Genomic DNA, 12,327 nt, shown 5'->3' on the forward strand with positions numbered 1-12,327 from the left:
CTCGGCCGTGAAACGCCCCAGCGCCTATGATACTTCGTCTCAAGACGCGGGAAAGTCGGTCGCCGCCAGGTCTGCCAATCGCAAAAAATAGCTCAAGCAAAAATCAAAGCAGCTTCTTCTTCTCCAAACACACAAAACTTCAAAACTATCAACAGCCCCGCAGCAATGCGGGGCTGTTTGCGTTTGACGCATGAAACAGTGTGAGTCTCATGGGAGCCCCAGACGGGGACCCCAAAGTTTATCCAGCTCAATCCTCCTGGCAGCCGGCGCTCGTCTCGTAGCCGGCCGCCAAAGGCCGGGCGAGAAGGCCGCAATGGAATAGGCGGGGTATCGGTGGTCGCGCCGCTGAAATCGCTCATGGCACTTCGCACCCCTATGCCCGAGTTCGAACGGATGGCGACCGAGCCGCTTCTTGAACCGTTCAGGCGCCACGCGGGCTTTCTCGACGCTCGATGAGTTGGCCTCATTGAGCGTTGGGGTCAAATGTCGAAATTCGTCGGCAGGACGATCATGTCGCGAATAGTGACATTGCGCGAACGCGTCAGCATGAAGAGGATCGCGTCTGAGACTTCGCTTGGCTCGATCAGGCTTCCGGAATCCTTCGCTCGCTGCAGGCGGTCGGGCTCCCAATCGGACAAAAGCGCCGAGATGACGGGGCCGGGCGAGACCTGGCCGACGCGGATACCACGCTTGTTGAGTTGGCGACGCATGGTCTGCACGAAGCAGGTGACCGCCCATTTCGAGCTGGAATAGACCGGCTCCCACTGGATCGGCATATGGCCGGCGACGGAGGCCGTCACCACGATATCGCCCGTCCCGCGCTCGATCATGTGCGGAACGACGTCGCGCACATTCTTCATCACCACATTGACGTTGAGATTGAGCATCCGGTCGATCGTGGCCGTGTCGGTCTCGGTCAGATCGCCGCCAATATAGGTACCGGCATTGCAGTGGAGGATGTCGAGATGCTCCACCTTCTGAAGGATCTCGGGCACCATCTGCGCGCAGCTGTCGGGGTCGAGAAGATCGGTGACTTGCGCGATCGCCTTGTCGCCGAGCCGTGCCGTGATCTCGGCGAGCGCCGTCTCGTCGCGATCGACCATGACGACGCGCGCCCCGGCATCGATGAGGGCTTCGGTCGTCGCGAGCCCGATTCCCGATGCCGCGCCCGTGATGGCGGCAATCTTGCCGTCCAGTTTTTCAGCCATGTCTGTTCTCCAGATTGAGGAACGCATTTCTGGGCGGAAGCTGAGGAGGGGCCATCAGGCGGGCAGAGCCCGGCCGGTCGGCCCCGCGCATCTCTACCGTCAATGTGTGGTGTAGCCGCCATCGGCGGTGAGGATTGCGCCGGTCACGTAGCTCGAGGCGGGCGAAGCGAGGAACAGGGCGCAATTGGCCATCTCGTCCGGATGGGCGAAGCGCCCCATCGGCGTGTTCTCGGTCCAGATCCGGTTCCAATCGGGTTTGGCGATGCCGCCGGCGGTCATGTCCGAGATGACATAGCCGGGCGCGAGCGCGTTCACGCGGATATTGCGGCCGCCATATTCGAAGGCCATCACCTTGGTCATCTGATGGACGGCCGCCTTCGACGAATTATAGGCCACCTGCTTCTGCGGATCGTTCGCCACATCGGCCGAGATCGAGCCGATATTGACGATCGTGCCGCCGCCCTGTTCGAGCATGGGCTTGATCGCGGCGCGCGCCACGCGGAAGGGCGCGATCAGATTGGTGTCCATGATGAAGGCAAGGCGCTCGTCGTCGAAGTCGTGGAAATCGCCATCGGCGGCGACACCGGCATTGTTGACGAGGATATCCAGCCGCCCGAAGGCTTTGAGCGTCTCCTTAACGATCGCATCCGGCGCCTTCGGATCGATGAGATCCGCCTCGACCCAGGCGCATCGCTCGGGGTTCGCGTCAAGCAGCTCGTCCAGTTGCGGCGTCCGGCGTCGGCTCGTCAGCATGAGCTTGGCGCCCGCCTCGGCGAACAGCTTTGCAATGGCAAAGCCGATGCCGCGATTGCCACCAGTGACCAGGGCGACCTTGCCGTCGATACGGAATTGTTCAAGAGCCATGTGTCTCCTCCCAGAGTTTATGGTTTGTCCGGCCTCGTGCCCGGCCTTGTCGCGGCGTGATAGGTTTCGAGGCTTCGGGTGACGCGCCAGATCAGAATGTCTTCAGGGTCGATCGGCGTGTCGGCGAAATGGGCCGCTCCCGGCATATGCTGCCGGAGAAGCGGCAGGGGTAGGCGCCGGCCGGACAGGGCTTGCGTCAGCCGCCCGACGGCATCCTCCGCTTGCGGCGCGGACCAATAGTAGCGGATGCGGTCGGACAGGGAGTAGTGGCGCAGCATGGCGGTCTCAGCCTCGCTTCCGCGATAATGCCGGCGCCAATGGTCCGGCGAAGCCTGCATGACCGCCTCCATCGTCCGCTTGAGCGGCCGATCGCCATAGCCGTCCACGAGATCGGAGGCGATCAGGTCGAGACCATAAAGGGCCTCGCGCAGGACGAAGGTGAGTTCGGGGCCGACCTTCAGGATCGAGAACCCGTCGCGCACGAGCGCTGAGAGGGGCTTGGCGCCCTGATAGTCGGTCGAGTGTGCCTCGAAGACGAGGCTTGGCTCATGGGTTAGGATACGGCTCAGATCGGCCGCCTCCGCCGGATCGTAGACGACCACATTCTCGTTGCCGAATTCGACGCCCGGCTGGACGACGACCGCGACGACGCGTTCGAAAGCGTCTGCGATCCCCATCGTTTGAAAGACATCGCGATGGATCGCGATCGTCTCGCGTGCGGCGCTTGGCGCTGTCGGCGTCACGGCATCGAGCACATGATCTGCCCCGCCGGGCGGGGGCACTTCGGTGCCGATGACGAAGCGGGGCAGGGCATGCCCCGCCTTCTGCGCGGCATTGTCGGCGATGCTCGCGAGCCGGGCCGCGCGCTCGGCCGTGATGTGGTCGTCGAGCGCGACGGGCTCGCCCTCGCAGCCCATGGAGCAATCGAGATGGAGTTTGGAAAAGCCGGCCGCGGCATAGGCCGCGACCATCTTTTCGGCCTCGGCCAGGGCCGCCTCGGCCGGCAGATGCCGCCAGGGATTGGGGCCGAGATGATCTCCGCCGAAAATGATCTGATTGGAAGGACAGGCTTCGTCCACCGCGATCCGCCTCACGAGAGAGAGGAAGTCGGCCGGCTGCATGCCCGTATAGCCGCCGCGATGATTGACCTGGTTGCAGGTCGCCTCGATCAGGACGGGGACTTCGTGCTGGCGGGCATGGCGCAAGGCCGCGCGCAGAACGACGGGATGGGCCGAACAGACGGAGGTGATCCCGCGATGAACGCCCTCCCGGCGGGCCTTTGCGAGATTGTCGAGGATTTGCGTCATCGGCTTCGCCTCGCCGTCTCGGCGATGAACCGACCCAGCTCTTCGCGCGTGCCGGCGCCCTCCATCGGCCCCTGCCGTGTCACGTTTCGCGCGCCGGCCGCGTTGGCGATGGTCAAGGCCTCCTCCGGTCCGAGGCCGAGGCGGCGCGAAGCGACGTAAGCGCCGCCGAAGCAGTCGCCGGCCCCCGTCGGGTCGATCTCGTCGACGACGAAGGCGGCAGCGAAGATCGGCGCTGCGCCGGGTCTGAAGACCTTGGCGCCGGCCGCGCCGCATTTCAGCGCGATCTCCTTCACATCCATTTCGAAGAGCCGGCGAATGGCCGCGTCCTCACCCTCGACGCCTGCGGCCCGTTCCAGTTCCTCCCCCGAAGGCAGCAACAGATCCGCCGCCGCGACGAGATCGCGAAAGCGCCTCTCGGTGTCGGCGTCGTAGACGATCTCCTTGCGCAGATTGGGGTCGAAGGAGAGGGAGCCGCCCCGCGCCTTGATGATGGGAAGCGCCCGTTCGATGACATCGACGGCGCTCCCCATGGAAAGAGCCGAGCCCATGACATGAAGATGGCCGGCACGATGAACGAGGGTCTCGACCGCCTCGCTCCATCCGAAACGCGCGGCGGCGGAGGTCGCGATATTATAGACAAAATCGCGCGAACCATCGCTTCGATAGCGCACGAAGGCACTGCCCGTCGGGTAAAGGTCGTCGACCACGATGGCGGATATGTCGGCGCCGTCGGCTTTGAGCCGATCGAGATTGAGCCGTCCGAAATCGTCGCGCCCGACGGCTCCGATCAGGCCGGCGGAGCCGCCGATCTTCGCGCATTGGCCGATGAAGATCGCCGGCGCGCCGCTGGCGAAAGGGCCGACGAGGTCGATCGGTTCGCGAAAGCCGTCACCGACGCTCCTCGCCATGATCTCGACGAGGATCTCGCCGACGCAAATCGTCGGTCCGAGCGAGTCCTGGCTCAGTGGTGCTGCGCTCACCATTGCTTCAGGCCGTGCGATTGAGGTCGTGTTGGCGCTTTGCTTCCTCCCACTTCATCTCGATGAAGCGCTTGGCGTGAGCCGCGAGAGGGTCGTTGTCCGTCCATGTGTCGCGCCAGATTCCGCAGGCGAGCGAAAGCGCTTCGTCGACGACCGAGCTCGAAAAGCTCTCGAAGACGATGTCACGGTCATATCCGATCTCGACGAGCGCCCGGAAGATCGCATTAAAGTCGATGGTCCCGGTGCCGAGAAAGCCCCGGTAGTTTTCGCCAATATGATAATAGGTCATAGCGTCGCCGGCGAGCCGGATCGCCGCCGCCGGATCGGCTTCCTCGATATTCATATGGAAGGAGTCGAGATGCAGATAGACATCGTCGCGGCCCGTATCCTCGATGAATTTCAGCCCTTGAGCCGTCGTGTTGAGGAGATTGGATTCGAAGCGGTTGACGATCTCCAGAACGATTTCGACACCGCAGTCTTTGGCGATGTCGGCCGTCTCGGCGATCGCTTCGGCGCTATGCATCCAGCCGGTGCGGGTTGGCATGCGCGCATATTTGCCATGCATCGAATAGAGGATGCCGCCGAGCCTGATGCCGCCGACGTCGCGCACGGCTTTCACGGCATTGGCGAGCAGATCGCGGCCTTTCGCGACCACCGCCTTGTCCTCGCTCGAAACATCCGCTTCGGCCGGCAGGCCCATGGTGACGACGATCTCGACATCGAGCGCCTTCGCCTTCCTTGCGAGGCGATCGAGATCGAATTTCTCGGGCCTCAGATAAGCGAACTCGATCATCCGATAGCCATGCTCGGCGGATTTATCGAGCGCCATCTCCAGCCCGTCCTGGGTGAGACCGTTCGTCCAGACGAACGAATGGATGCCGAGCTTTCTCATTGCTGCTTTCCTTGTCTCAACGGGTCGCTGCACGCGCCTCGCGGAACGCGTCCTCAGATCGCGAGCGCCTCGCTCGGCACCGTCTCCTTGACGGTCTCGGACACGATGAGTTCTGCCGTGACGTCGTCGGTGATCAATGTATCGACGAGGCCGCGCTTGGCGGCCGCGCGGATGATGGCAACCTTGTGCGTTCCGGCCGCCGCGAGGATCTTCTCCGGTATGCTTCGGACGGTTTCGAGATCGACGCCGATCGTGCGCGTGTCGATCGGATGGTCGATCGAGCGGCCATCGGCATCGAGAAACCGGCCGAGGACGTCGCCGACGGCGCCGACCGCCTTGAGTTCGTCCGTCGTCACCTCGCTCGGCAGGCCGTTCGCCACCAGAAAAGATCGGGGCGAGACGTCGCTCGCGGTGAGGATCGCGGCGTCCAGTTTCGCGAATTTCGCGAAATGGGCGGCGAAGATCGCCTGGGAGAGAAAGAGGGCGCGATCGACACCTTCCGACAGGAAGATCGGGGCCACGAGCAGAGAGTAAGTCGCCCCGAGGCGCGCCGCGAAGCCTGAAGCGATATTGAACGTGTTGAAGGACGTGCCCTGCATCGTGCCGCCGAGCATGGAAACGACCTCGACATCCGTATGGGTTTGCTGGGGCATCCGGTTGATGGCCGATTCCAGCGTCATGCCCCAGGACACGCCGAGGGTCTTCCAGGCACGCACGCGCATTCGCTCGGTGACGAAACTCGCCAGGGTCGCGCCGACCGCATTATGGTATTCGTAATGATCGCGAGGGGCTGGAGCACAGAGAACGCGGCGCACGCCAAGGGCGCGTCTCGCGTGCTCCTGCAATTCGATCCGAGATGCGAGCGGCGTCACGACCTGGATCTTTACGATCCCGAGGCTCTTGGCCTTCTGGATCGCCTGATTGACCCGCAACCGCGTGGAATCGAGAAGCTTGGCGATTTCGGCCTGAGTCAGCCCGTTGACGTAATAGTGCCACGAAACCTCTGCCGCGAAGGCATCGACCTCGTCGTTCATTTCCCTTGTCATCGATGCTGTTCACCCTCCCGGTGGCGAGCATAGCGCCATTTTCAGCATGTCGAAATTACAAATGGAAGGCAACAGATACAGATGTAAAAAAATCATTTGCATTATTGCTGATACATTTGCATGCTTGATGTCGGGATCGGTCGTGGGATGGAGCGACCAACGCGCATGGCGCGGCCCTCAACTCATGGGAGGAAGTCAATGAAGCTTGCTTTGAAGCTCGGCGCGTCGCTTGTCGCCCTATCGCTGCTGACCGGCGGTGCCCTCGCCCAGGACATCTCGATCGAGAACCCCGATTGGTGGCAGAAGGCCGGAGAGCAATTCGATGGCGTGACGCTGCGCGGCGTGACGGAATCGACGCCGGCATCGAATTATGTCGCCGACGTATTGGCGCCGAAATTTGAAGAGCTGACCGGCATCGACGTCCAGATCGAGACGACGTCCTGGGATCAGATGTACGATAAGGCCATCAAGGACATGGAGGCCAAGACCGGCATCTATGACATGGTCTATCTCGAGCAGGACATCGTCTACGCCTATCTGGCGCGCAATTTCCTGGTGGACGTCACCGCCGCTCTTGAAGAAAACGCCGATCTAAAGGCGCCGGCTTATTCGGAAGACAATTTCACGACATTCGCCGAGAACTTCCGCGGTGAGAACGGCCATCTCTATGGCATCCCCATGGAAGCCTTCATCAAGGTCTATCTCTATCGCAAGGATCTGTTCAACGATCCGGACATCCAGGCTGCCTTCAAGGAGAAGACCGGCAAGGACCTGAAGCCCGCCACGACCCATGAGGACTATGCCGAGATCGCCGAATTCTTCACCGAATACGGCAAGGAAAACAATATGGACCTGTGGGGCACGACCGCTCAGGCCCATACCGGCCATCCGGCCTCCTGGTACGAATATTTCGAATCCATCGCGCCGACCTTCGGCGTCTATGACTGGGGCATCGACGCCGACAACAATTATGCCGCCACCGTCGAGAATGGCGGATCGATGAATTCCGACGAGGCCAAGGCTGCCATGAAGTGGTGGCTCTCCATGCGCGATCTCGCGCCGCCGGAATCGGTGCAGTCGACCTGGACGGAAGTGGCGACGACCTTTGCCGCCGGCCGCGCCGCGCAGGGGCTGGTCTATGGCGAGAACGCAGCCTGGATCGCGACGGATGATTCGAAGTCGCGGGTCGTCGGGGATGTGGGCGTCGCCCTGCCGCCGCTCGAGCCGGGCGTCATGGAAGCGGCCGAGAGCGGCGAAGGCTATATCGGCTATTACGATGGCGGCGCCTTCGGCCTGCCGGTGACCTCCAAGAACCAGAATGCGGCGCTGCTCTTCATGCAGTTCATGGCCTTGCCGGAGATCCAGGAAGACTGGGCCGCAGCCGGTTCGCGCGTCACCCTGACCTCGACCTATGACACGCCAAAGGTCAAGCAAGTCGACGAGCAGCTGGGCGGTTACTACACCATGCTGCGCGACGACGGTCGTCTGTTCAAGGGCGCGCCTCCCTATCCGTTCCACCGCCAGGTGATCGAGGCGACCACCCCGATCTTCTACCAGATCCTGACCGGTGACATCAGCCCCGAGGACGGTCTCGACCAGATGGCGGCCAAGACCGAGGAAGAGCTGACCAATCTCGGCTATCGCAAATAAGCCTCGCCTCCCGGCGGCGGGTCGTCCTTCGGGGCGGCCCGCAAAGGGTTTTTATAGCCGTTGGCGCGTCGAGCGTGATTGATGCGCCTCCCTATGCCGCACGCCTGGCTTCCTGCCAGCGGCAAAAGGCGGCTTTGGCTGAGCCAGCTTAAGGGCCGGTCCGCCCATCCTCATGTCAAACCACGCCTGTCGAGCGAAAAGCGCCATCCGGCACGAGGTCCATGATGCAATCCAATAGACTTGGCTGGATTTTGCTGGCGCCGACGCTGGTGATCCTCTTCTTTTTCGGTGTCGTGCCGTTCTTCTACGTGCTCTGGCTGTCGTTCCATCAGTGGAACCCCTTCGCCGTGGACCCGAACATCATCTATAACGGCGCCGATAACTTCCGAGCGCTCGTCTTCGATCAGGGCTTTCTGTCGTCTCTCGGCGTCACCATCGCCTTCGTCTTCTTCGCGGTCTTGAGCGAGGTGATCCTGGGCTATTTTTTGGCTCAGGCCTTCATGAAGGAGTTTCCCGGCAAGGCGATCTTCCGCACCGTTCACACCCTGCCCTTGATCATGGCGCCGATCATCGTCGGCTCGATCTGGAAGCTGATGACGACACCCTCGATCGGCATCATTCCGACGGTTCTGGACGACTGGTTCGGCTACGACCTCAATATCGGCACCAGCGCGCTCGCCGCCTTCACGGTGACGGTGATCATGGATATCTGGCATTGGACGCCACTCGTCACGCTGACGCTGATTGCCGCGCTCGCCTCGCTTCCCGCCGATCCGTTCGAACAGGCGCAGATCGACGGCGCCAACAAGCGCCAGATCTTCTGGCACATCACGCTTCCGATGATCGCGCCGGCGCTGCTCGCCACCGTCTTCATCCGCCTGATGGACGCGCTCAGAACGGTCGACGAGGTGCTGATGCTCACTGGTGGCGGTCCGGGCTCGGCGACCCGCTATCTCGGCGTCCACATCTTCAAGGAAGTCTTCCCCAAGACGAATTACGGCTACGGCTCGGCGGTTTCGATCATCGTTCTGTATCTGACGATCGTCGCCTGCTGGCTCCTCTACGCGGCTCTGATCGCCCCGCGCAACAAGAAGGCCTGACCCATGAAACGGCAGAGAACCTGGCTGTATCTTCTGTTCTGGATCGCGATCAGCTTTCTCACCTTGTTCCCGATCTATTGGCTGTTCGTCATCTCGGTGAAGCCGGCGGTGGAACTCTTCTCCACGCCGGAGATCATCCTGACGAAGTTCTATTGGCAGAATTATATCGACGTCATTAATGACGAGACGCTGCGCGGCTATATGGTGAATTCGCTCATCATCTCGACCGGCAATGCGGTTCTGGTGACCGTCTTGGGCTTTCTCGCCTGCTATGCGCTCAGCCGGTTCAATCTGGGCGGCAAGGAATCGATCTTCTTCTGGACGATCACCAACCGCATGGCGCCCCCGGCCGTCTTCCTCCTGCCGCTCTTTCTGCTTCTCACACAGGTCTATCGCTTCGGGGATTTCACGCTTCTCGACTCGCGGATCGGCATGATCCTCGTCTACTGCACATTCAATCTGCCCTTCGCGATCTGGACCCTGCGGCCGACGATCGACGGCATCCCGAAGGAGCTCGACGAGGCGGCCTTCGTCGATGGCGCGAGCGCCTGGACGGTGATCACCGAGATCGTCTTTCCACTTGCGCGGCCAGGTCTTGCCGTGACGCTCATCCTCACCTGGGTGTTTGCCTGGAACGAGTATCTCCTGGCCGCCACACTCACCAATTTCAACGCCCGCACGCTGACGACGGGTCTCTCCGAATATGTCACCACGACCGGCACGGAATGGGGCATCATGGCGACGATCTCCGTCTTCACCCTCATTCCCGCGCTGATCATCTTCAGCATGGTGCAGCGTCACATCGTGGCGGGCCTGACCTTCGGCGCCGTGAAAGGATGATGCCATGACGCGGACCGACCCGCAGGACATCGAAACGCCGATCAACCTCCACGAACAGGAGGAGGAAAGCCGGCAGTCGCCGATCGATCGCAAGGAGCATCAGGGCTTTTTGCCGATCCAGACCAACTGGTTCGATCGGCTCTTCATCTCGGTCGTGATCTGGGTCGCGCTCTGCCTGTTCTGGCTGCGCTTCCTGGAGCCAGCCGGGCTCTCCTTGAATATCGCCCAAGTCATCGCCGTCATTCTCGCCGTCATCATCGTCTGGAAGGGCTGAACCCCATGAAATCATTGGTTCTGGAACGCAAGGACGAACTCTCGCTCCGCGATTTTCCGATCGAGAAGGACGAAGAGGTCCTGGGCCCGCGGGACGTGCGCATCAAGCTGCACACCGTCGGCATTTGCGGTTCCGACGTTCATTACTACACCCATGGCCGCATCGGCCCCTTCGTCGTCGAGGCACCGATGATCCTCGGCCATGAGGCCTCCGGTACGGTCATCGAGACCGGCTCCGAGGTCACCACGCTCAAGGAGGGCGACCGGGTCTGCATGGAGCCGGGGATTCCCGATCCAAATTCCAAGGCGACGCGGCTCGGCATGTACAATGTCGATCCGGCGGTGCGCTTCTGGGCAACACCCCCGGTCCACGGCATTTTGCGTCCGACCTGCGTTCACCCGGAGGCCTTCACCTTCAAGCTCCCCGACGCTGTTAGCTTTGCCGAAGCCGCGATGGTCGAGCCTTTGGCCGTCGGCGTCCATGCCGCGACAAAGGCGAAGATCAAGCCTGGCGACATCGCGGTCGTGCTTGGCGCTGGGCCGATCGGCCTCGTCACCGCGCTTTCGGCGCTCGCGGGCGGCTGCGCCCGGGTCTATGTCAGCGACCTTTCGGACAAGAAACTTCAGATCGCGCAGAGCCTCAGCCCGGCGATCATCGCCGTCAACGCGGCCAAGGAGACGGTCGGCGAACGGGTCAAGGCTGATACGGATGGTTGGGGCGCGGACGTCCTGTTCGAGGCGACCGGATCGCCGAAGGCCGCCGCCCAGATCTTCGAGCCGCTCGCGCCCGGCGGCTGCGTGGTGCTGATCGGCGGCCAGTCGGAGCCGATCTCATACGATGCCGGCGCCGCGATGGTGCGCGAGGCGCGGGTGGAGAACATCTTCCGCTATGCTCACGTCTTTCCGCGCTGCGTCGCCATGCTCGCCTCCGGCGCGATCGACGTGAAGCCGCTGATCACGCGGACCTTCGATTTCGACGAGAGCGTCAAGGCCTTTGAGATTGCCGCCTCGGCGCCGCCCGCCGACGTCAAGATGCAGATCGAACTGCCGCAGTGAACCGAGGGAGACGCTGACGTGGCTGGCGTAAAAATCAAGGACGTCGTCAAGCGATACGGCTCGGTGCAGGTGATGCACGGAATCGATATCGATATCGAGGATGGCGAATTCGTCGTGCTGGTCGGCCCCTCGGGCTGTGGCAAGTCGACCCTTTTGCGGATGCTCGCGGGTCTCGAGGCGATCTCGGGCGGCACGATCTCGATCGGCGAGCGGGTCGTCAACGACGTACCGCCCAAGGAGCGGGACATCGCCATGGTGTTCCAGTCCTATGCGCTCTATCCGCATAAGACGGTGGCCCAGAACATGGGCTTTCCGCTGAAGATGGCCAAACGGCCGAAGGCCGAGATCGACGAAAAGGTCGGCCGGGCCGCCGAGATTCTCGATCTGACGAAATATCTCGATCGCTATCCGAAGGCGCTTTCGGGCGGCCAGCGCCAGCGTGTCGCCATGGGCCGGGCGATCGTGCGCGATCCCCAGGTTTTTCTCTTCGACGAACCGCTTTCGAATCTCGATGCGAAGCTGCGCGTCTCCATGCGGGTCGAGATCAAGGAACTGCATCAGCGCCTGAAGACCACGATCGTCTATGTCACGCATGACCAGATCGAGGCGATGACCATGGCCGACAAGATCGTCGTCATGCGCGATGGCCGCGTCGAGCAGATCGGCGCGCCGCTCGATCTCTACGACAACCCGCAAAACGTCTTCGTCGCCGGCTTCATCGGCTCGCCTTCGATGAACTTCGTCAAGGGTCGGATCGGCACCCATGACGGGAAGAAAGCCTTCGTCTCCCACAAGGGCCTCGTGCTTCCCGTGCCGGAGACGGCGGCCGACGAGGGCCGTGAAGTCGTCTATGGCATCCGGCCGGAACATATCCGCGTCGGATCGCCGGAAAGCGGCGTCCCCATGAATGTCGTCGTCGTCGAGCCGACAGGATCGGAGACCCAGATCTTCGCGCGCTCCGGCGAAGACATGATCGACGCCATCGTCAAGGAGCGGATCAGCGCAAAGCCCGGCGAGAGGATCGGCTTCGAGATCGATCCCGTCGATGTCCGTCTGTTCGACGACAAGACGCAGCAGAGACTTCGCTAGACCATCCGCCGTGGCCTGACGG

General features: G+C 62.2%; 13 protein-coding genes. 6 read left to right on the plus strand and 7 right to left on the minus strand.

Annotated elements, in window-relative coordinates:
• Positions 1 to 92: 92 nt before the first annotated feature.
• The 7 genes from B9A15_RS22625 to B9A15_RS15145 all read right to left on the minus strand — a co-directional run bounded on the left by B9A15_RS22625 (position 93) and on the right by B9A15_RS15145 (position 6,285).
• Positions 93 to 359 carry a hypothetical protein gene (locus B9A15_RS22625; protein WP_139798414.1) on the minus strand — a complete coding sequence of 89 codons (267 nt, stop codon included), beginning with the start codon at positions 357 to 359 and terminating at the stop codon, positions 93 to 95.
• 120 nt (positions 360 to 479) lie between these two features.
• A complete protein-coding gene (locus B9A15_RS15120) occupies positions 480 to 1,208 on the minus strand; it encodes an SDR family oxidoreductase (protein WP_084411232.1) in 729 nt (242 codons plus the stop codon).
• A gap of 99 nt (positions 1,209 to 1,307) precedes the next feature.
• Positions 1,308 to 2,072, minus strand: coding sequence for an SDR family NAD(P)-dependent oxidoreductase (locus tag B9A15_RS15125; protein WP_084411234.1), 765 nt, complete (start codon positions 2,070 to 2,072; stop codon positions 1,308 to 1,310).
• 17 nt (positions 2,073 to 2,089) lie between these two features.
• Positions 2,090 to 3,379 (minus strand): D-tagatose-bisphosphate aldolase, class II, non-catalytic subunit, encoded by a 1,290-nt coding sequence (locus B9A15_RS15130; RefSeq protein WP_084411236.1) that lies wholly within the window; start codon positions 3,377 to 3,379, stop codon positions 2,090 to 2,092.
• Positions 3,376 to 4,362, minus strand: coding sequence for a tagatose kinase (locus B9A15_RS15135; RefSeq protein ID WP_084411238.1), 987 nt, complete (start codon positions 4,360 to 4,362; stop codon positions 3,376 to 3,378). The genes B9A15_RS15130 and B9A15_RS15135 overlap by 4 nt, the downstream gene beginning before the upstream one ends.
• A gap of 4 nt (positions 4,363 to 4,366) precedes the next feature.
• Positions 4,367 to 5,251, minus strand: a complete 885-nt coding sequence (locus tag B9A15_RS15140) for a sugar phosphate isomerase/epimerase family protein (RefSeq protein WP_084411240.1) — start codon at positions 5,249 to 5,251, stop codon at positions 4,367 to 4,369.
• A gap of 53 nt (positions 5,252 to 5,304) precedes the next feature.
• Positions 5,305 to 6,285 carry a sugar-binding transcriptional regulator gene (locus tag B9A15_RS15145; protein ID WP_244556975.1) on the minus strand — a complete coding sequence of 327 codons (981 nt, stop codon included), beginning with the start codon at positions 6,283 to 6,285 and terminating at the stop codon, positions 5,305 to 5,307.
• 210 nt (positions 6,286 to 6,495) lie between these two features.
• Here B9A15_RS15145 and B9A15_RS15150 point away from each other — a divergent pair, with 210 nt between their 5' ends.
• The 6 genes from B9A15_RS15150 (at position 6,496) to B9A15_RS15175 (ending at position 12,305) form a co-directional block, all read left to right on the plus strand.
• Positions 6,496 to 7,947: an extracellular solute-binding protein gene (locus B9A15_RS15150; RefSeq protein ID WP_084411244.1), complete on the plus strand. Its 1,452-nt coding sequence runs from the start codon at positions 6,496 to 6,498 to the stop codon at positions 7,945 to 7,947.
• Positions 7,948 to 8,171: 224 nt separating this feature from the next.
• Positions 8,172 to 9,047, plus strand: coding sequence for a carbohydrate ABC transporter permease (locus tag B9A15_RS15155; protein ID WP_084411394.1), 876 nt, complete (start codon positions 8,172 to 8,174; stop codon positions 9,045 to 9,047).
• 3 nt (positions 9,048 to 9,050) lie between these two features.
• Positions 9,051 to 9,887, plus strand: a complete 837-nt coding sequence (locus B9A15_RS15160) for a carbohydrate ABC transporter permease (RefSeq protein WP_084411246.1) — start codon at positions 9,051 to 9,053, stop codon at positions 9,885 to 9,887.
• Positions 9,888 to 9,891: 4 nt separating this feature from the next.
• The gene (locus tag B9A15_RS15165) at positions 9,892 to 10,161 is read left to right on the plus strand and encodes a DUF2160 family membrane protein (protein ID WP_084411248.1); all 270 of its coding nucleotides are present in this window, start codon (positions 9,892 to 9,894) and stop codon (positions 10,159 to 10,161) included.
• A gap of 5 nt (positions 10,162 to 10,166) precedes the next feature.
• Positions 10,167 to 11,216 (plus strand): NAD(P)-dependent alcohol dehydrogenase, encoded by a 1,050-nt coding sequence (locus tag B9A15_RS15170; protein ID WP_084411250.1) that lies wholly within the window; start codon positions 10,167 to 10,169, stop codon positions 11,214 to 11,216.
• Between the two features lie 18 nt (positions 11,217 to 11,234).
• Positions 11,235 to 12,305: an ABC transporter ATP-binding protein gene (locus tag B9A15_RS15175; RefSeq protein WP_084411252.1), complete on the plus strand. Its 1,071-nt coding sequence runs from the start codon at positions 11,235 to 11,237 to the stop codon at positions 12,303 to 12,305.
• Positions 12,306 to 12,327 lie beyond the last annotated feature (22 nt).

It is taken from the genome of Fulvimarina manganoxydans (assembly GCF_900176465.1).
In the GTDB taxonomy this organism is placed as follows: domain Bacteria; phylum Pseudomonadota; class Alphaproteobacteria; order Rhizobiales; family Rhizobiaceae; genus Fulvimarina; species Fulvimarina manganoxydans.

What these genes read in the sequence shown, in the direction of transcription:
- B9A15_RS15145 (WP_244556975.1), bottom strand. Translation starts at nt 6,285, where the DNA reads ATGAACGACGAGGTCGATGCCTTCGCGGCAGAGGTTTCGTGGCACTAT.
- B9A15_RS15140 (WP_084411240.1), bottom strand. Translation starts at nt 5,251, where the DNA reads ATGAGAAAGCTCGGCATCCATTCGTTCGTCTGGACGAACGGTCTCACC.
- B9A15_RS15125 (WP_084411234.1), bottom strand. Translation starts at nt 2,072, where the DNA reads ATGGCTCTTGAACAATTCCGTATCGACGGCAAGGTCGCCCTGGTCACT.
- B9A15_RS15130 (WP_084411236.1), bottom strand. Translation starts at nt 3,379, where the DNA reads ATGACGCAAATCCTCGACAATCTCGCAAAGGCCCGCCGGGAGGGCGTT.
- B9A15_RS15120 (WP_084411232.1), bottom strand. Translation starts at nt 1,208, where the DNA reads ATGGCTGAAAAACTGGACGGCAAGATTGCCGCCATCACGGGCGCGGCA.
- B9A15_RS15135 (WP_084411238.1), bottom strand. Translation starts at nt 4,362, where the DNA reads ATGGTGAGCGCAGCACCACTGAGCCAGGACTCGCTCGGACCGACGATT.
- B9A15_RS22625 (WP_139798414.1), bottom strand. Translation starts at nt 359, where the DNA reads ATGAGCGATTTCAGCGGCGCGACCACCGATACCCCGCCTATTCCATTG.
- B9A15_RS15165 (WP_084411248.1), top strand. Translation starts at nt 9,892, where the DNA reads ATGACGCGGACCGACCCGCAGGACATCGAAACGCCGATCAACCTCCAC.
- B9A15_RS15155 (WP_084411394.1), top strand. Translation starts at nt 8,172, where the DNA reads ATGCAATCCAATAGACTTGGCTGGATTTTGCTGGCGCCGACGCTGGTG.
- B9A15_RS15170 (WP_084411250.1), top strand. Translation starts at nt 10,167, where the DNA reads ATGAAATCATTGGTTCTGGAACGCAAGGACGAACTCTCGCTCCGCGAT.
- B9A15_RS15150 (WP_084411244.1), top strand. Translation starts at nt 6,496, where the DNA reads ATGAAGCTTGCTTTGAAGCTCGGCGCGTCGCTTGTCGCCCTATCGCTG.
- B9A15_RS15160 (WP_084411246.1), top strand. Translation starts at nt 9,051, where the DNA reads ATGAAACGGCAGAGAACCTGGCTGTATCTTCTGTTCTGGATCGCGATC.